Annotated in this window: 9 protein-coding genes; 5 read left to right on the top strand and 4 right to left on the bottom strand. The window is 59.3% G+C overall.

Features of this window, described 5'->3' with window-relative positions; all coding sequences use genetic code 11:
* The first annotated feature begins 126 nt into the window (after nucleotides 1-126).
* Nucleotides 127-2757, top strand: coding sequence for a M1 family aminopeptidase (locus tag NZK35_RS00850; protein WP_259630706.1), 2631 nt, complete (start codon nucleotides 127-129; stop codon nucleotides 2755-2757).
* A 230-nt stretch (nucleotides 2758-2987) separates the two neighbouring features.
* Here the strand turns inward: NZK35_RS00850 and NZK35_RS00845 are convergent, their stop codons facing one another.
* The 3 genes from NZK35_RS00845 to NZK35_RS00835 form a co-directional block, all read right to left on the bottom strand.
* A complete protein-coding gene (locus NZK35_RS00845; RefSeq protein ID WP_259630705.1) occupies nucleotides 2988-4235 on the bottom strand; it encodes a PQQ-binding-like beta-propeller repeat protein in 1248 nt (415 codons plus the stop codon).
* A gap of 579 nt (nucleotides 4236-4814) precedes the next feature.
* The gene (locus NZK35_RS00840) at nucleotides 4815-6572 is read right to left on the bottom strand and encodes a divalent metal cation transporter (RefSeq protein ID WP_259630704.1); all 1758 of its coding nucleotides are present in this window, start codon (nucleotides 6570-6572) and stop codon (nucleotides 4815-4817) included.
* A 570-nt stretch (nucleotides 6573-7142) separates the two neighbouring features.
* Nucleotides 7143-8210: an FAD-dependent oxidoreductase gene (locus NZK35_RS00835; RefSeq protein WP_259630703.1), complete on the bottom strand. Its 1068-nt coding sequence runs from the start codon at nucleotides 8208-8210 to the stop codon at nucleotides 7143-7145.
* A gap of 497 nt (nucleotides 8211-8707) precedes the next feature.
* On the opposite strand from NZK35_RS00835, the gene NZK35_RS00830 reads away from it, so the two are divergent.
* From NZK35_RS00830 to NZK35_RS00815, 4 genes are all read left to right on the top strand, one after another.
* Nucleotides 8708-10552, top strand: coding sequence for a carbon starvation CstA family protein (locus NZK35_RS00830; protein ID WP_259630702.1), 1845 nt, complete (start codon nucleotides 8708-8710; stop codon nucleotides 10550-10552).
* A gap of 384 nt (nucleotides 10553-10936) precedes the next feature.
* Entirely contained in the window at nucleotides 10937-12763 is a 1827-nt protein-coding gene (locus NZK35_RS00825) for a sigma 54-interacting transcriptional regulator (RefSeq protein ID WP_259630701.1), read from the top strand.
* A 6-nt stretch (nucleotides 12764-12769) separates the two neighbouring features.
* Nucleotides 12770-14038, top strand: coding sequence for a glycosyltransferase (locus NZK35_RS00820; protein WP_259630700.1), 1269 nt, complete (start codon nucleotides 12770-12772; stop codon nucleotides 14036-14038).
* A 177-nt stretch (nucleotides 14039-14215) separates the two neighbouring features.
* Nucleotides 14216-16306 carry a TolC family protein gene (locus NZK35_RS00815; RefSeq protein WP_259630699.1) on the top strand — a complete coding sequence of 697 codons (2091 nt, stop codon included), beginning with the start codon at nucleotides 14216-14218 and terminating at the stop codon, nucleotides 16304-16306.
* A 318-nt stretch (nucleotides 16307-16624) separates the two neighbouring features.
* Here the strand turns inward: NZK35_RS00815 and NZK35_RS00810 are convergent, their stop codons facing one another.
* Nucleotides 16625-20008 (bottom strand): hypothetical protein, encoded by a 3384-nt coding sequence (locus NZK35_RS00810; RefSeq protein ID WP_259630698.1) that lies wholly within the window; start codon nucleotides 20006-20008, stop codon nucleotides 16625-16627.
* Between the last annotated feature and the right edge of the window lie 15 nt (nucleotides 20009-20023).

Genomic DNA, 20023 nt, shown 5'->3' with positions numbered 1-20023 from the left:
GAGCATCCTGGTTGCCGTTTCGTGCCGTCGCAAGCTGGATGCTGATGCCACCGCTAAGCTGGAAGCTTACGTTGCTCGCAAGCTGGAAGCTTACGCCACGCTTTATCCCCCCAACCATCTTGAGCCATGATTTGTATTGTCCGTTGGTCCGTGACCGCTGCGCTGTTGTTTTGTCTGGTTGGACCATCGTTCAGCGCAGAGTTCATCTGCCGCTACTGTGCCGATGGCCGCTCCCATGCAATGCCGCTGGGGCTGGAGCTTGACGGTCGCTACCAGTACGCACCTGATCGTCAAGTCGATGTGCTGCACTTGAAGCTGGACGTGACACCTGACTTCGACGCGAGAACGGTCGCCGGCACGGTCTCCATCACCGCTCAACCGATCGCCGAACCCGTCGAAATCTTGCGGTTGGATGCGATCGACATCCGCGTCCAACAGGTGCGTTGCCAGGAAGCGACGGTCGAGGATTTTATTTCTGCCCGCGACGGGCTGCAGATCGCGTTCAACGAACCGATTCCGGTCGGGACTGAATTCACCGTCGAAATCGACTATTCCGCCCAGCCCAACGCGGGGCTGTATTTCCGCACCGCCGAAATGGGGTACCCCGAGCAAGACACCCATATCTGGACCCAGGGGGAAACTCACGAGGCGCGGCACTGGTTCCCGTGTTTCGACTATCCCAACGAACGGTCCTCGACCGAAGTGATCTGCCACGTCCCGAAGACCATGCGTGTGTTGAGCAATGGAAAACGGATGGGAGACACCATTGATGCCGCGGGCCTGAAAGCCGTCCGTTGGTTGCAAGAGAAACCGCACGCCAACTACCTGATCTGCCTGGTCGCCGGGAACCTGGAGAAACTCGAGAAACGTCATCGTGACATCGCACTCGGTTTCTACACGCAGCCGACGCTGGCCGAACACGCCGCCAACTCGTTTCGTGACACGCCCGAAATCATGGCGTTCTTTGAACAGGAAATCGGTGTACCGTTTCCGTGGCATAAGTACGATCAGGTCACGATTCGCGACTTCACCGCCGGCGGCATGGAGAACACGTCGCTGACCACGCTGACGCACACGACGATTTTTTCCGAGGCGACCGAGAACATTCGCACGACCCGCCGGTTGGATGCCCACGAGATGGCACACCAGTGGTTCGGTGACTACGTGACCTGCAAAGACTGGAGTCACCTGTGGCTCAACGAAGGCTTTGCGACCTATTACACCCATCTGTTCGAAGGCCACAAATTCGGACGCGATGCAATGCTGTACGGACTCTACAACGATGCGACCGGTCGGGTGCTGCCCCAAGACAAAGACACCAAGCCGATCGTGTACAACGGCTACCGCAACCCGATGCAGCAGTTTGATTACCGCTCGTACCCCAAAGGCAGCTGGGTGCTGCACATGTTGCGAAGCCAACTGGGAGCCGATCTGTATCGCAAGTGCATCAAGGAATACCTGCAACGCCACGCGTTGACCAGTGTCGTGTCGGATGACTTGCGACAGGTGATCGAAGAACGGAGCGGGCGACCGATGGACCGGTTTTTTGATCAATGGCTTTACCATCCGCGGCATCCCGATCTGAAGATCAGCTACAAATGGATGCCCAAAGAGAAACTGGCCAAAGTCACGATCAAGCAAACGCAAAAGCTGAGCGACGATGTCCTGTTGTATCACTTCCCGACGAAGCTGCGTTTCATCGTCGCGGACGAAACCGTCGACCGCGAAATCATGGTCAGTCAGGTTGAGGAAGATTTTTACGTTCCCCTGGCCGCGAAACCTACAATCGTCCGCTTTGATCCCGACTACACCGTCTTGGCAACCGTCTCGTTCGACAAGGCCAACGATCTGCTGGAATCGCAAATCAAAAACACCGACGACATGATGGGGCGATTGCTCGCCTGTGTGGCGCTGGCCGATCGCAAAACCGATGCGTCGGTCAAATTGCTGGCCGAGCGGTTGAACACCGATCCATTTTTCGGTGTGCGGATCGAGGCGGCCAAGGCGCTCGGCAAACACGGTTCCGACAAAGCGCTCGAGGCATTGAAATCGAGTTGGCAGGGTCAATCGGACGCACGTGTGCGGCAAGCCGTCGTGCAACGATTATTCGGACGCTTCACCCCGGAGACGCTGGAACTGGCGTTGGACGTGTTGGAAAAGGAAGCCAATCCCGCGATCCAGGTCGCCGCAATTGCAGTGTTGGGGCGATTCCATGGGGATACGTCGAAACAGAAATTGACGGAACTGCTGGAGTCCGAATCGTTCGGCAATGAGTTGGCTGATGCCGCGATCTCGGCGATCGGAAAAATGAATGAACCCGCCTTTGCCCCGGTGTTGCTGTCCGCCCTTGAGAAACGTCACGGCGAATTCGACGCACGCGATTTCGGGCGTGGGCTGACGGCATTGGCCAAGACCGCCCGATCACTTGAAAACAAGGATTCAGTCTTCGAATTCCTCTGCTCGCACGTTGAGCATCCCAAGTCCACCGTCCAGACCTCTGCGCTCAGCGCCCTCGGCCAACTGGGTGACCTGCGCGCCGTCGCGGTGATCGAATCGTACACCGATGCGGGAGACAGCCGGATCGCCGACGCCGCGAAACGCGCTCTGGCAGAACTCAACGCGTCTCGACCGCTGGTCCCGACCGAGATCGTCGAGCTTCGCAAGACGATGACCGAACTGAAACAGGAAACGGAAAAGCTGAAAGCCGAGCTGAAAGAGATGAAGGCCCAAGAGGCGGCAAGCAAACAGGGCGAGTAGCAAGCGGATGCCCGTCGACAGGCCCCGCCTCGTCGTGAAGTGGCAGAATGATTCGGGGCAGAATAATGTTCTGACCGCTGAGATCGCGGAGCCAGAATCATTCTGCCACTCCATCATTCTGCCATCCCCATCTCGCCAATGCTGACGCCGGCCGCGACGCGACACAAGACAGGCAGCGTCCGCTCGATGCGAACGCGGTGCGCAGGCGGCACTCAGACAACGCCGGGCGATTAGTTTCCGATCGCGATGCAGGCGGCTTCTTCGGTGCTGCGGACGTAGATACGTCCGTCGCTGTAGGCCGGTGTGGACCAGCACTTGCCGCTGAGCACGTCGGCACGAGCCAGTTCCTGGTACGCGTCCGGCGTCGCCGCTGCGATGACGACTTCACCGGCATCCGACAACACGACCAGTTTTTCGCCGACCAGGATGCAATTGCCCGGGCCGAAACCGTATTCCTTCCATTTGATTTCGCCCGTCGCCAGCTCGACACATTGAAGCGGAGCACGACCGTACTTTTTGAACTCGAAGATCCCATACAGGTGTCCGTTGTGGACGATCGGGGTGCTCCAATGATTCATCAACTCGTTGGCCTTGAACCAGACTTCATCGACTTTGCCGTTACCTTGGACGTTGAACAGTCCGGCGCCGACGCCGTAACCGGCCGAGCAATAGACCAGATTGCCATCGACAACCGGTGACGCGGCGGTAGAGACACTGAACGGAAACTTGGCTCGCCAACGCTCCGTTCCCGTGGCCGCATCGACTCCGACCAACCCGGACTGGACGAAGAAGACCAATTGTTTCTCGCCCGAGATCGTCGACAACGAGGGTGTCGCGTGGGTGATGGTTTCGTCACCGCTTTTCCAGATCAGCCGGCCATCGTTTTTGTTGAATGCGAGGAAACTTTGTCCCGCTCCGCCGCCGCTAACATACACCACGTCTCCGTCCACGATGGGGCTGGTGGCATTGAGCCACTTGATGTTGCGGCCGGCAAAATCCTTGATGATGTCTTGTTTCCAAATCGGGGTTCCGGTTTTGGCATCGTAGCATTGCAACACCATGTAGGAATCGTAGACATAGACGTTGCCGTCGGAGACCGAGGGCGTCGAGCGTGGTCCATCACCGCCTTTGTTCCCCGCCGCCCCGGCGTCGCCTCCGCCCTGTTCGTATTGGCTGCTGCCCATCGGCTTCCGCCACAGCTCGTCACCGGATGTCGCGTCGAGCGTTAGCAGCACTTCGTTTTGGTCGGTTGCGATCACGGTGAACAAACGCCCGTCGGCGACGGCAAAGGAGCTAAACCCCAGCGGAGTCTCGGATTTCCAGATCACGTTCGCACCGTTGTTCCAATCCGCCCTGCCGATCGACTCGGCCGACTTTCCATCGGCGGCAATGCCACGGTACTGAGGCCAATCTTCGGCAAAACCGATGGAAGAAATAACGCTGAAGCAGGCGGCCGCAAGAAGGACGACGTTTTTCATTTTCATTTTGGATCTGCAGGTGGGATCAAACAGGCGGGATTTCGAGCCGTCCAGAATAATCGATCGAATCTGTTTCTGAAAGGAAGCGAAAGCCGGGAGTCGTCGTTGGGAATCCCTCCGAAGATCGCGGGTTGGCGGGAGCAAACGAAGTCTCCCAAAGGGAAGACAATTCAATTTCTGACGGATATGGCACCCTTCTCCCCCACAAATCGTTAACAAGCTTGCTTGTCGATTTGTGGGGGAGAAGGGCTGGGGCGGAGGGGGCCGGTGATCGATGTTGCAGCCATCTCACTAGTCGTGGAGAAGACGGATGGGCGGTTACCCTTGACGCCGTCGCTGGCCTAACGTGCTGCCCCTCACCCCCGGCCCCTCTCCCCAAAAAACGCTCGACGCTTCGCGTCTTTGGCGTTTTTTGGGGAGAGGGGAGCCAGTGTATTTAATCGATGTCCGCAGTAATGAAATCAACGTCCCGAGGGATGTCAGCGAATAGCCGGAGGAAATCGCAGCGACACCTCCGAGAAACACGTCATCGAAGCCTATCGCCTCCCGTTCTGGGGCAAGCCAACAATCGACAGGCCGCTAGCCCGCGATCGCTCCGCCGCGTTTTTTGACGAAACCGACGATGACCGCGATGCCGTAGACGACGATCAAACCGATGATCACCGGGAAAGATTTTGGATCGTTGGCCTTTTCGCTGATCGCCGAGACGGCGGCCACGATCGCCCCGATGACGGCAAACAACATCAACACGTTCCAAACCATCATCCGCGCGCCGGTCGGCTTTTCGGCACCCAGAATCCGCTTGTTGTTCATCATCAGAAAAAAGGTCACGTAGGCGATCGGCAGCAGCATCATCCCAAACGTGCTGGCAAAAATGGCCAGCCAGAACTTGGCTTCACCGTCCCACAAATACCACCACGTCGCACCGCTCAGACCTGCGACCAAGCAGCCGACGACAAAGGGGGCCGCTCCGTCAGGCCGCCCGGCCATTTCGCGAAACGCATAACCGTTGATCAGCATCAGGATCACGATCGTCGAGAATCCCATCCCGAAGACGCCGAGCCCGAAGACGAGGTTGGAAAGCGATTGACCGAGCAGGGGTTCGAGTGTGCCGGACAATTGAAACGCATTGCGTTTGACCAAGGACAAGGCGACTCGTTTCTCTTCGACGCTGAGCGCGGCGATTCGCTGCAGTTTCTCTTCGCTCGGCATCGACGCGGCCGCTTCGGCGCCGAGTTCGTGGTCGATCCGTCCCAACAGTATCGGCTCGACGCCGTTGTAGTAGGGGCTCTGCTGCATCGTCGTCAAATCGTTGCTGGCCAGCGAATCGTCGATCTTGTTGTGCAGCGAAAACGCCGCTGCGATCACGACGCAACTGGTCACCAGCACGTAGGGAATCGCCATACCGGTCGACAGGTCGAACCGTGCCAGCCCGCGGAACGGTTTGTCCCAGCCGCGGGCGAGCATCGAATAGGGCAAGAGGAATGTCATGTTGATCCCGACCGCGGTGGCGGCCGCGGCGATCATCACCGAACGTTGCGTGCTGACCAGTTGGCTCGTCCAATACGATTGCTCGGATTGTCCCAGGGATGCCACGACGGCCGTCATGTCGCCGGCCGGATTGTTCCACTGCGACAGGTCGGGAATGAATCCGGCCAAGATTCCTCCGAATTCGAGTTCGCCGTTGATGGCCAACAGCACCACGACGCCGAAGAAACAGATCACGACCATGCCGACCAAGGATTTGAGCACGATGTCAAACAGCTTGGCCGCACGGCCCTGTTTGGTGTTCAGCAGCACCACAAATCCGGCGGCGAAAAACAGCACGGCCGTGACGATGATCTTGGTGCTCGTGGCATCACCGAGTCCGTCACTGCCGGCCAGGTTGGCGAGGTTCTTGTCGATCGCGTCATAACAGAGGCTGAATTGTGGCATGCACCAGATGATGTTTGCCATCGCCGTCGCGATGATCCATCCCCAACCCAATGCCGGATTGATTTCACTGTTGATCGCTTCAAACGGACGCCGCCCGGTCGACAACGTCACATAGCTGATCGCCGACAGCATGATCACACCCATCGTGATCGCCAGTAGCTGCAACCACAGCATGCTGGTTCCGCCCAACACGCCCAGGAACAACGCTCCGGCCAAGGAACCGCCGCCCAGGGTGATCGCGGCTTGCAACCAACCCGGCCCTGACAATCGCACGTACGTCGACAGCGTCTTCCCGCTGGCCTGGGCGTCGAGCAACAGCTTGCGGTCGGCGAGCACTTTTTCGCTGACTTGGGGAGCAGACGCGGACGAGGCGCCAGAATCGGAGGTAGGTTGATCGGTCATCGAATACGCGACAAAAGAGAAGGAGGGGGGGAGCGGGGGATCCAGTCGCGAAATATAGCCGAAGATGCCCTGCGTGTGGTGCGGGGGCGCAACGTGGGGTAAGCATTCTGCTTGCCATCCTCGCCGGCTCGCGAGGCGGGAGCCTGCGAGACGTGCGTCACGAGGGGGCGCAAAGTGGGGTAAGCATCTTGCTTGCCATCCTCGCCGGCTCCGCCGGCGGGCTCGCGAGGCGGGAGCCTCCGAGACGTGCGTCACGAGGGGGCGCAAAGTGGGGTAAGCATCCTGCTTGCCATCCTCGCCGGCTCCGCCGGCCGGCTCGCGAGGCGGGAGCCCGCGAGACGTGCGTTACGAGGGGGCGCAAAGTGGGGTAAGCATCTTGCTTGCCATCCTCGCCGGCTCCGCCGGCCGGCTCGCGAGGCGGGAGCCTCCGAGACGTGCGTCACGAGGGGGCGCAAAGTGGGGTAAGCATCTTGCTTGCCATCCTCGCCGGCTCCGCCGGCGGGCTCGCGAGGCGGGAGCCTCCGAGACGTGCGTGCCCAGGCGGAGCCCGGTCACGAGGGACGGAGTGCCTCACTCCAATTCGACCAAATAGCGTTCGGCGTCGAGTGCGGCCATGCAACCGGTCCCGGCCGAGGTGATCGCTTGGCGGTAGTAGTCGTCGGCGACGTCACCGGCGGCAAACACGCCTGCGACGGAGGTATTGGTTCGAAACGCCTTGGCCCACTGGATGTAGCCGGCTTCGTTCATTTCGACGGCGCCCTCCAGGAAGGACGTGTTGGGGGTGTGGCCGATGGCGACAAACATGCCGCCGACTTTCAGATCGCGAACCGAATCGTCGACGGTGCTCTTGACGCGTAGGTTGTTGACCAAGTTTCCGTCGCCCTGGACTTCCTCCACCACCGTGTTCCATTGGATGTCGATGTTGGGATGATTGAGCGCGCGGTCTTGCATCACTTTGCTGGCCCGCATTTCATCGCGTCGCACCAGCAAGTAGATCGTGTCGGCGCCTTTCAGGTTCGCCAGATAGGTCGCTTCTTCGACCGCGGAGTCGCCGCCGCCGACGACGGCCAGCGGTTTGCTGCGATAGATCGGCAGGGCGCCGTCGCAGACCGCACAGGCGCTGACGCCCTTGTTCTTGTATTCCTCTTCGCTGGGCAGTCCCAGGTAGTTGGCGCGGGCGCCGGTGGCGATGATCACGGTGTGGGCCTCGACGGTCGCGCCGCCGCTGGTGGTCAGTTTTTTCACCGCCGCGCTGAAATCCACGCCGACGATGTCTTCACCGATCACGCGAGTCCCGAAATTGATCGCCTGTTGTTTCATCAATTCCATCAATTCGACGCCTTGAACCGCATAATGCGGCTTGCCGTCGCGTTCGTGGCCTTGGGGGGCCGGCGGCAAGTTCCAGTGGCGGTCCTTGTCGACGGCCGATTCGACAAACTCGCGGATGTTGCCGGCCGGAAAACCCGCATAATTTTCCACTTCGGTCGTAAACGCCAATTGCCCCAGCGGAATCATCTCCGGCTTGACGGTCCCCTCGTAGACGACGGGGTTCAGATTGGCTCGGGCGGCGTAGATGGCGGCGGACCAGCCGGCAGGGCCGCTGCCGATGATGATGGTTTTTTCGATCTCGTTGCTCACCGTGTGAGAACTCCTTCAGTGATGGTTCTGGCAAATGTTCGGGGCTGTTTTGTGGGGATTATAGGACCGCGTCACCGGCTGTTCCATGGCAGGGCAGGCGTGGACACCCGCGGGCAACGTTGTGAAGCATTTTTTAGTGGTAGGGCGCGAGCGGGTTGTCGGTTTTGTGAGCCGTGACGCGTAAGCGGCCTGGCACTGCGACGCCCGCCCGAGGCCTTACGGCCGACGGCTCACCAATGACTCAGCAGATCCCGACTAAATCGACAGCCCGCGATCCTCTCCGGTGTTTTGGCAAAGATGAAAGACCGAAGGGCTCGCGCCCTGCCGCTAAAACCTCAAGAAACACAGGGGGAAAATGCTTCACCGCGTTAACCCGCGTGGTGCATTCGGTCCGACGTGGAAACGACAAACCGCCGCCGATCGGTTAAACTCCTCGATTCTTCTCATTGCCTTCCGAATCGAATTCCCGCCATTTTGGGCCGCTGGCCGTATCCCCCATGAGCACTCTCCTCGTCGCCGCCTTGTCGATGGTCGGATTTGTCGTCGCCTACAACACGTATGGCCGTTGGCTGGCCAAGCGTCTGTTCGGGCTGACCGACGATGCCAGGATGCCGAGCGAGGAATGCCGCGACGATGTCGATTTCGTCCCGACTCGCAAATCGATCGTGTTCGGCCACCATTTCACCAGTATCGCCGGGACGGGACCGATCGTGGGTCCGGCCCTGGCCGTGTTCTGGGGCTGGCTGCCGGCGCTGCTGTGGGTGGTGTTCGGGGCCATTTTGATCGGCGGTGTGCATGATCTGGCCGCCCTGGTGATCTCGATCCGCAACAAGGGGCAAACGATCGGACAAGCGGCCGGCCGATTGATTTCACCGCGCGCGAAGGTGCTGTTTTTGATTGTCCTGGCGCTGGCGCTTTCGATCGTCCTGGCCGTGTTCGGATTGGTCATCGCCAGTATCTTTGCGATCTACCCCGAATCGGTGCTGAGCGTTTGGATTGCGATGCCGATCGCCGTCGTGATCGGGCTGCGGTATCGCAGCGGAGGCGGGTTGGTGATTCCCAGCCTGATCGGTTTGGCCGCGCTGTATGTCGCAGTTTACTTGGGCGCCTACCACCTGCCCGTCGATTTAACGCCCTACCTGCCCACCGACAGTCTGCTGTGGACCCCGACGGTCGTCTGGACCATCGCGCTGCTGATTTACGCGTTCATCGCCTCGGTGCTTCCCGTTTGGTTGCTGCTACAGCCGCGGGACTACATCAACAGCTTGCAGTTGTTCGTCGCACTGGCGCTGTTGTTGGCCGGATTGGGCATCGCGTCGATGACCGGCCAAGCCCAATTGACCGATTCGGCGCCGATGATCGCCAGCGAAGTCCCGGCCGATGCGCCGAGCATGTTTCCGTTCCTGTTCATCACGATCGCCTGCGGCGCCTGCAGCGGGTTTCATTGCCTGGTCAGCAGCGGAACGACCAGCAAGCAACTCGAAAAAGCAAGCGACGCGCAAGCGGTCGGCTACGGCAGCATGTTGCTCGAAGGCATGCTGGCCGTCCTAGTGATCTTGGCCTGTTCGGCCGGCGTGGGGATGGGCCCGCTGACGCGCAGCGTGACCACGGTGGGCGAAGGGGCTGCGGCTCGGTCGGTCGTCGCGATCGAGCGCGCCGACGTCTCGGGGAATCAGGCGTGGCGAGAATATTATCGAACCGGCGCTGATGGAGAGCCGGACGCGGGTTGGAAAAAGCAGAACCTTGCCAAGAAACTGCGGGCCTTCGTCGACGGCGGCGCAAATTTCTTGTCCGCACTCGGGCTGCCGCTCCGCATGGCGATCGCGATCATGGCGGTTTTGGTCGCCTGTTTCGCCGCCACCACCCTGGACACCGCCACCCGTCTGCAACGCTACGTGATCAGCGAACTGGCGCTCTCGGCGGGCGTCAAACCACTGGCCAACAAGTACGTGGCCACCGGGATCGCCGTCGGGGTCGGATTGGCCATCGCCGTGTTTGCCGGCGACAGCCCTGGCAAGGGAGGCTTGGTGTTGTGGCCGTTGTTCGGGGCGACCAATCAGCTGCTGGCCGGGCTGGCGCTGATGGTCGCACTGATCTTTCTGGCCCGACGCAGCAAACCGCTCGCGTCGGTGATGATCCCGATGTTCGTGATGTTATTGATGCCCGCCTGGGCGATCACCTACGACCTGTTCTACAACTGGCTGCCTTCGGGCAACGTCGTGCTGACCACATTCGGGTTTTCGATTCTGGGGCTGCAGGTCTGGATGGCCGTCGAAGGCCTGATGGTCTGGGGCCGCTGCCGTGGTGTGTTGGAAGCGCCAGCCGAAACCGCCGCCGGCTAGTGGGGTAAGCATCTTGCTTGCCACTGGCGAGCGGAAGCTCGGCTAGTGGGGTAAGCATCTTGCTTGCCACTGGCGAGCGGAAGCTCGCGTGGATCGCAAGCTGGAAGCTTACGCCACTTTTCGCAAGCTGGAAGCTTACGCCACTTTTCGCAAGCTGGAAGCTTACGCCACTTCTCTCTAGTCTTAAAATGAGATTCCGACTATGATGGGGGCGGTCGACTGCGGGAAAATTCTCCGTCGCAACAGGGGCTTCGAATCGCGATTTGATCGCCAGATCCGCGAGTTTGTCACGAATTCTCTCTGCATGTTGGGGGATGGTGGTCGTTGACAAGGCGAAGACCGCCTTGAGTCGGCCGTTACTCACCCCCACGACGTGAATGAATCATGGTCGCGTACTTAGCGGTCGAAACCGGGCCCGAGAAGGGCCGCCATTACCCGTTGGCCCCCGAACGACCGATGCACGTCGGTCGCGGATCGAGCTGTGAAGTGATGTTGTCCGATCCGGTCTGTAGCCGGTTTCACGCCGTCGTCTTCTATGAAGACGACCGCTGGCAGGTTCGCGACACGGGCAGTCGGAACGGGACGTTGGTGAACGGACAAAAGATCGATTCGGCGCAAATCGCGGATCAATGTGTGCTGACCATCGGCGGCACGGAACTGCGTTTCATCGACCCGTCCTCCGATAGCGCCGAGCTGGACGACGCGTTCCAAACCATCGTTCAAGACGTTTCGTTGATCGACACCAAGATGACCGAAGATCCGATGCGTGACGTCGCCCACGCCGGGTACTTGTTCGATCTGTATCTGCTCAGCCTTTCGATGCTGCGGCTGGAAAACCCCGATGAAGTGATCGATTCGGTGCTCAAGTTACTGCGAGACCGAACCAGTGCCGACGCCGTGGGGCTTTCCTTTGACGGCGGCGACGGACGACAACGACCGCACAAGGTCGAACCTGCTGATGAAGTGGACAAAGTGAAAGTCAGCCGCGCGATCCTGCGTCGCGTCGTCGGCAGCGGCGAAGCGATCTGGGTCAACGACCAGCGTTCCCAGGACACTGAATTGCAGGAGAAACTGCCGGCTAAATCGGTCTGGTCCGATGCGATCTATGTTCCGCTGGACACCAACGAAGCGAACATCGGCATCCTGCATCTGTACCGCAACCGGCCTTCGTTCAATGAAATTGACTTTGAATTGTCGATCGCCGCGGCACGCTTGTTGGCCGTCGGTTTGGATCGCGCATTGCAACACGATCAATTGCGCGTCGAGGCCAAGCAGATTGCGAAACGCAATGCCGACGGAGACGAATTGATCGGCGAAAGTCCCGTGATGCTGCGGCTGAAGGAAAAAATCACTCGTGTCGCGGCGGCCAACGGATGCGTCTTGGTGCGTGGGGAAAGCGGCTGCGGAAAAGAACTGGTCGCCCGCGCCGTCCACCGCAACAGTAAACGGGCCAAGCGACCGATGCTAACGGTCAACTGCGCGGCGATCCCGTCCGAATTGATCGAAAGCCAATTGTTCGGACACAAGAAAGGCTCCTTCACCGGCGCCGACAGCGACCACGAGGGCTGGTTTCAACAAGCCCACACCGGCACGCTGTTTCTCGATGAGATCGGTGAACTGACGCTGGAAGGACAAGCCAAGCTGTTGCGGATTCTCGAAGGCCACCCGTTCTTGCCGGTCGGCGGCACCCAGGAAGTCCATGTCGATGTCCGCGTCATCGCGGCGACCAATCGCGATCTGGCCGAATTTGTTCGCGAGAAACGTTTCCGCGAAGATCTATTTTATCGGTTGAGCGTCTTTGAATTGCTGCTGCCGCCGCTGCGAGAACGCGGTGACGATTTGGATCTGCTGATCGACCATTTCTTGGAACACTTTCGACTGCAACACGGTCGTGCCAAGCTGACGCTTTCCAAAGCCGCGCGCGACCGGATGCGGCAGTACATGTGGCCCGGGAATATCCGCCAACTGCGAAACGTCATCGATAGCGCGATCGTGATGGCCGATGACGCCGAAATTCAGCCCGATGACCTGGGGCTGCGTGATGCCGGAATCAGTCGCTTGGACACATTCCGAATCGATGAGTGGGAAAAACGTTTGATCGTCAAGGCACTTGAACGAACCAGCGGCAGTGTACCCGAAGCGGCCAAGCTGCTGGGAATCAGCCGAGCCACCGCGTATCGCAAGATCACCGAATATGAAATCGACCGCTGAATCCAATTGAACAGCTCCTCCCATCGCCGGCTGGCCATTCTCTCCGCGCCCGGCTCGCGCGGCGATGTCAATCCGATGCTCGCGATCGGGATGGAACTCAAACGCCGTGGCTACGACGTCGCGATCTCGTTGGCCGAACCCTACGCGAAACTCGCCGAAGCCGCCGGCCTGGATCCGTATCCGTTGATGGATCGCCAAACGTTCGACACCATGCTGGCCGATCCGGCGATGTGGACGCTGCTGCGTGGCATGCGGAACGTGATCGGCGGCATCGCGGCGGAGTTCTTGCGGCCGCTCTTCGATCTGATCCGATCGCTGCACCGTCCCGGACGAACGGTCCTGGTTTCGCACCCGCTGGATTTTGCCGCGCGGATCTTTCGTGATCTCGATCCGACGACGCCGCTGGTGGACGTGCACTTGGCACCCGTCATGTTGCGAACGCCCGAGCAACCGGCCCGACTGACGTCTTGGCGATTCGAACCGACACGCCATCGCCGCACGTTTCGGCTGGCGTATTGGTTGGGCGACAAGATCATCCTGGACCCACTGCTTGCCGGGCCGATCAATCGAATCCGACGAGAACACGGACTTTCACCCGTGCGACGGATCATGCATCGGTGGTGGCTTTCACCGGACCGGGTGTTGGCGTGTTATCCGGACTGGTTCGCGCCGTCGACGATCAACGCGATCCCGCAATTGCGCCACGTCGGGTTTCCACTGTTTGATGGTCCACGGTTGGATGGATCCGACCAGCCTCTGGATCTGCCGGCGGACCGACCGATCGTGTTCACCGGCGGTTCGGCCAACTGGCACACGCGTGACTTCTTTCGCAGCGCGACAGAAGTGTGCGTGAAACTCGATCGCCCTGGTTTGCTGTTGGGTGGCAATGAGAATTGTTTTCCCAAAAACTTGCCGAGTCATGTTCGCCCGCAAGGCTACCTGCCGCTGGGCGAGTTGTTGCCGCACTGCAGCGCCATCGTGCACCACGGCGGGATCGGCACGACGTCGCAAGCGTTGCGGGCCGGAGTGCCTCAGATCATTCGCCCGCTGGCGTTCGACCAGTTCGACAACGCCGAGCGGGTGGAAGCACTCGGGTGCGGCGTTTGCTTGCATCGCGATCGTGACCTTGCCGGCAAGTTGGCATTTGTCCTAAACGATCACGGGATGGCGGAATCGACGCGACGGATTCGAGATCGGTTTGGTGGGCCATCCACCCCTCAGCTTGCGGTGGACGAAATCGATGCCGCCCTGACCGGCAGAACCGCGCAGCTTTGACATCCGCTGCGGGACTTTGCGGACTGTGACGAAGATACGACACGAAATCGTGGTCCGGTTGTTCCAGTTCTGCCGTGCGGATGGTCGATAGGACAAAAACCAATTCGACCCGATGGCGGGTTCGTCCGGATAATGCCGGCATCGCCGGCAGATCTCCACCCTACGCGGCAAACATTGATGACCAGATCCAACGTGCGTTCCACGAACACCAAGCGTCGACTCTTGCGAAACCTCGTGACCGCGTTGACGATTGCGACGACACTTCCGGCCAGCGTCGGCTGTCACGTCTGGGATCGAATCGGTCCCGGGCCCCACGATACCACCGCCTCGTACCATCGTGGCGTGGGGCTTTCGATCGAATACCCCGAAGTGGCCGAGTGCGAGACGGCGGTGACGATCGCGGCCGAAGCGGCCACGGCGCCCCATTCGTTGGAAGACCCCTCGAAACTTCCCACGATCGAACTCTCGCTGGACGAAGCGGTGGCGATGGCGATGCGGGACAGCCCCGTGATCCGATCGCTTCCCATCGGCGCCTCGTTCTCGACCCAAAACGCCACCACGGTCTTTGACCCGGCCCAAATGGCGTCCTCGACGCAGGGTGTCGAAGCGGCGCTTGCCGCCTACGATGCGCAATACACCAACACGCTCAATTGGTCGGGGACAGACACACCACGCAACATCCTGATCAACCCGTTCACGCAAAACTTCCAGCGTCAAGTCGACGAGGGCACCTCCGCGGCCTATGCGAGTTCACTGAGCAAGAGGTCTGCCTTCGGATCTCAATTCACCATTCGGCATGTCGTCAACTACACGCGAAACAACAACCCGAACCGCAACTTCTCCAGTGATTTCGTTGGTTGGGTGGAAGCGGAGTGGCGCCAGCCCATCCTGCGCGGATCGGGTCTGCAATACAACCGCATCGTCGGATCCAGTCAAACGCCGGGTGTGTACAACGGTGTCTTGATCGCGCGAACCAACGAGGACGTCGCGCTGGCGGATTTTGAAGACTCCGTGACCAAACTGGTCGCCGATGTGGAGCAAGCGTATTGGGATCTGACCATCGCCTATCGACTGCTTGAAGCCAATATCAAAGGCCGCGAATCGGCGCTTCGAACCTATCAGTACCAAAAGGTCCGGCTGGATGTCGGTGCAGGACGCCAGGACGAAGAAGCGCAAGCGCAGTCGCAGTACTACCAATTCGAAGCAAACGTTCAATCGCGACTCGGTGGCCCCACCGGCCTCTACGCGACCGAACAAAAACTACGCTACTTGCTGGGCATGCCAGCGTCGGATGGAAAAATCATCAAGCCGACGACCGACCCGCTGGACTCCAAAGTCGTCTTCGATTGGAACTCCGCCCTCTCGCAAGCTCTCGATCGCCGCGTCGAAATCCGCAGACAACGCTTCCTCGTCAAGCGGCGTGAGTTTGAACTCTACGCCTCGCGGTTGAATAAACGCCCCCAACTCGATTTCGTCGGACTGTACCGCTATCGAGGCTTGGGCGATAACCTTCTCGGCGACATCGATGATGGACGCTTCGATGGACTCAGTTCCTCCATCCTGAATGGCGAATTCCAAGAATGGCAGGCCGGCGTTGAGTTCACGCTTCCGGTCGGTCTGCGCCAAGCCGGTGCCGCCATCGCCAACGCCAAGTTGCAGTTGCAACGAGAGCGAGCGGTCTTGGCAGAGGTCGAACTGAGGGTCAGCCATGACTTGGCCGAAGCCGCACGGAACATCGATGTGACGTATCAACTGGTTGAAACCAATTACAACCGCTATCAGGCTGACCTGCGACAGGTCGAGGTCCTGGTGCGTCGCTACTTGGATGGAACCGATAACATCAACTTCTTGCTGCAAGCCCAGCGCTCGGTGGTTCAAAGCGAAGTGGCGTTTTATCAGGCGCTTGCCGACTACAACTTGGCTATCCGGGACCTGCACTGGGAGAAGGGGTCACTGCTGGCGTACAACCAAATCCAGCTGGCCGAAGACGCGTGGGAAGCCGGTGCCACTCGTGATGCCTACGAAAAAGGCTTGTTCTTGACGCCGCGGCAAGATCCCAGCGAAGTCACGATGACGCCGCCGGTGACTCGTCGGTCGTTCAATCCGTCGGAAGTCCAGGCGACCGGAGTCGGATTCTCGATGCAGGACGGGGCGATCGTCACCGAGCAGGCCCTGTTGCCGAGCGACGCGGTCGTTCCGGATGTCGACGTCTCGCCGCTGATCGATGAAACCATTCCGTCGGCGGACGGATTGCAGCTGAGCGAGTAGGCGGGGCGGCTGGCAGGGGACGTCGATTCGTTTACTGCAGGATTTGGTAACCGATTTAGAATCTCTAAACGCCAGAGAGGGCCCACCTCGCACTTGTTCCCAGGCTCTCGCCTGGCAACACGATGTCTCGGAGGCTCCCGCCTCGCGCGTCCGCCGGCAGAGCCGGCCAGGGTGGCAAGCAGGATGCTTACCCCACCTCGTACTTGTTCTCAGGCTCCCGCCTGGGAACACAATGTCTCGGAGGCTCCCGCCTCGCGCGTCCGCCGGCAAAGTTTCAGTTCGACGGCGAGTGATCGTGTAGCGGAACACTGTCCAACATCAATGCGACGCAATCTTCACTTGGTCCGTAACGCGCTGACCGTCAAAAATCGTCAAATCGACTTTGGCGTGCAGCGTGTTTTGATCGAGATCGAATCGCAGGTCCATCTCGCGGAGCCAATCTAAGAACGGGAACTTCCAAGTCTCAGGCGTTTGATTCAATTCATAAAGGCTTGAACCATTCCAGGCGGTGCCGACGCAATCGGGCATGCCGGCAACTTGTTTCATTTGATAGGCTCCGCCCAGCGGGCAAGTGACCTTTGCGTTCAACAGATTCTCAATGACCGACTGAGATTCCTGCGGTGGCAGATTCAGCCAATGAGTAAGATCCGCCAGAAACCGCGAGTTCTGATACGAGACGCGTCGCGACGCGAGATACGTGTACGCTTGAATGTACGGTTCGATCTCCGCCCCGGAAAGCGATCGCATCCGCATACGGACTTTCGGCGGATCGACAATGTTTTCCTGTGAAATCTCGTTGAACACTTCGTCACGCAGCCCCGATTGCATTGCGACGGTCGTCAAATCATTTCGACTCTCAATCATCTTCAGATACTTCGCCGCCGAAGCACCTCCGGGCGGCAGATTGGCAATGCCCCAGGCAAAGTAATAGAGCAATTGCCCAGAAGGTGGCGCCCCGAATGGCAGTGCCGCGGTCGACCAGGGCAAGGGTGACCGGGGCGGCGGTGAGCGACGGGTGGGGCTCTCGGGCAACGGCTTGCCGTTGAGCAACACCGAGCTGAGCATCCGCAAAATCTCGGTGCTCGGCGGCGAGATCACACCAAACGATCGAAGCTTTGCAAACGTCGTGCCTTCTGCTTGGTCGAGTAGCCTGACTTGGCCATGACTGATTTCGAATGAAACATCATCGTCGCGCAGCCCGATGTAGAGCAGATGGGGTGAGCTGCCGCGTCGCATCCTCACCGCCGTATCGACACTCAACAGATCACGGTCACTGGCTGCAAAACGACGACGCCCGGGATCGGCCAGATGGCGTTCCAGCAGGGCGTATTTTTGCCGCGCATACGGAGTGATGACGATTTCGATGCCGATGCGGCGCAACCCCGCCGCGTCTATCTCTTTTTCGGTGAAGACAACTGTCACCGGATCGACGCGGCGCCATTGCTGGTTGTAATCGCGCAGAAAGCCTCGGTAGGCGATCACTTCAGTGCGCGTCGCTTTGTCGATGGGAACGTCTGGAATGGGAAGAAAAGCACCTGGGATGCCGCGAAGCGAGTCTTGAAAACGATCGTCAACAAGGATCGGCCGACTGCCATCGGCGCGATCAGCAAATCCTCTCGGCAGCAGTTTCGCGTCGATGAACCCGCCGATCGAGGCTTCCTCGATGCCTTCTGATGCTGACAACCATCTTGCCAATTGAAACTGCTGAAGCTCCCGCGCCGCACGCGACCGGCGTGTCAGCTCAATTCGGTAGTGCGGACTGACCAGGTTTTGAAAAAACGGATCGGAGAGGTAGAGAAATGCAAATTGATGTCCGGCGGAATCCGCCTTGCGTCGGGCATAGCGAAACTCTCGCAGTTTTCCTAACGACCGATCGCCGCGTCCGGCTTGGAAGAAGCGATTCAAAAGGGTTTGCGAGTTCGTCACCAAATGATAATTCCCGTCGATCGCATAGAAGGAACGCACCCGGTTATCGTCGGTCGAAAGCAGGGAAACGCGATGATTGGAGACACTCAGCAGACGTTCGGAAACATCGGAAAACTTGCTAAGCATCGTTCGCCGCTGCCGCTTGATTGCATCGGCGAGCTTAAAACTATCCGCAGCTTCAAAGACAACCCCGACTGCCGCTCCTTCACTGAAAAGTGGATCGCAACCGACCAAGGCCATGTCGGAAATCAGCTGATCAAAGGGGCCTGATGCGGTTTGCTCGGGAGACAGCGCGAGTTGAAACTCTATCTTGTCGCGGGTCTGTCGAACCAGCGAGCCCGAATCGACGACGTCGCTGAGGTTGCCTCCCCATCCGGTCAGAAACTGCCGCAGGTTCTTGTAATTGGCCAAGCTTCCCGTCCGCAGATAGAAGCATTCTTCGGGCACGTGCATCGCCATCGGTTCGATCGCAATGTCGCGGAACGGGGGAATGACCACGCTTTCCATCCGGGGCTTGGGCGGCACGGGCTGGTCGGCGGTTTCAGACCGCGTGGATTCATTGAGTTTGACGTCCTCTTGAATCGCCAGTTTGACAGATTCCATTCCAAAGAGCATTCCGACGGCACGTTCGAATTGTGCTTCCAATACGCTGTCTTCTTGCCCGTCGTCTTTCTGCGGCAGCGGCCAAGGACTCGGCATCCCGTAGCGTCTGGCAAGCATCGCGGCCAATGACCTGCGGAGCAGTTTCTGCTCGTCACCGAGCTCTTTCGGTATCTTTGAAAATGATTTCCACCAGCGATGTTTCAGCGCTGCCAACGCAGCCGTTTGGCCGACGAGTTTGATATCCAGACGCTCAAGCAATACCGAATCGCGAGTCATCAATTTTACATCCAGAGGCGTTTCTCCGTTCACCAGGAATGCCGCCTCGATGCGATCCACTTCAAAAGGCGAGCGTTTGGACGACTGCTGGTAGGCGATTTCGAACGCGACATATTTGGCGCGACCTTGCTTTTCGACGAGGAACAGCGGCTGGTCAGGAAAAAGAATCGGCCCGTGTCCTTGGGCATACACCAGTTCAATCACGACGGCTCCGGCCGGTGTCCCCTGTTGTGCCTGAACGATGACATCCTGCAATCGAACGGCGACCGGTCCCTGATCGAATGGTTCTTCCGAATCGCCCCCAGCACCGATACCGAGATTCGGGGGTGCCGATTCTCCTGATCGCTGGATTGAATCGACCGTCGACTCAGGCTTTACGAGGGCTTCGGGAATCTCGCGGTGATCCCTACCCAACCGATCGGCGAATTCACTTAACAGCAACTCATGAAGGTCGGCACCGTTCATCTCAAGCTGCTCAGCGAGCGCCGCCGAAGGTTGCTCGCCACGAGCCAGCGCCGCCAGTTGTGCATCGCTCAGTTCACCAATCAACTCTGCCGGGCCACCCGCAGAGGATGACCCTCGCGATCGATGCGGTCTCAAATCCTTGGTTTCGTTTTCGGCATCGAGAATGTCCACCAATTTCGGCTGCTGGTTGGGCACATCATCGTCAGTTTTGTCGCCGAGTGGCTTGTCGGTTGAACCGGCGGAGGTGTCCGAATCGGACTCGGTTGACGTTTGTGCAGCCGCATTCTGTGACGGTTTGACGGTCGGATCGGCCCGCTCAACGGCAATCAGCGGCAACGTCGAAAGGGCCAGCAGCGTGGCCACCGACGCGACGAGTAATCCGCTGACCAGGACGTTTTGTACAACCGATTCTCGAAAGGAGAGACGTTTCATGGTTCAAAGCCGGAA

Origin of the sequence: Stieleria sedimenti (assembly GCF_025060895.1) — a bacterium.
GTDB classification, from domain to species: Bacteria; Planctomycetota; Planctomycetia; order Pirellulales; family Pirellulaceae; genus Stieleria; species Stieleria sedimenti.
Note: the sequence above shows the minus strand (reverse complement) of the source record. Positions and strands in the feature narration are given on the sequence as shown.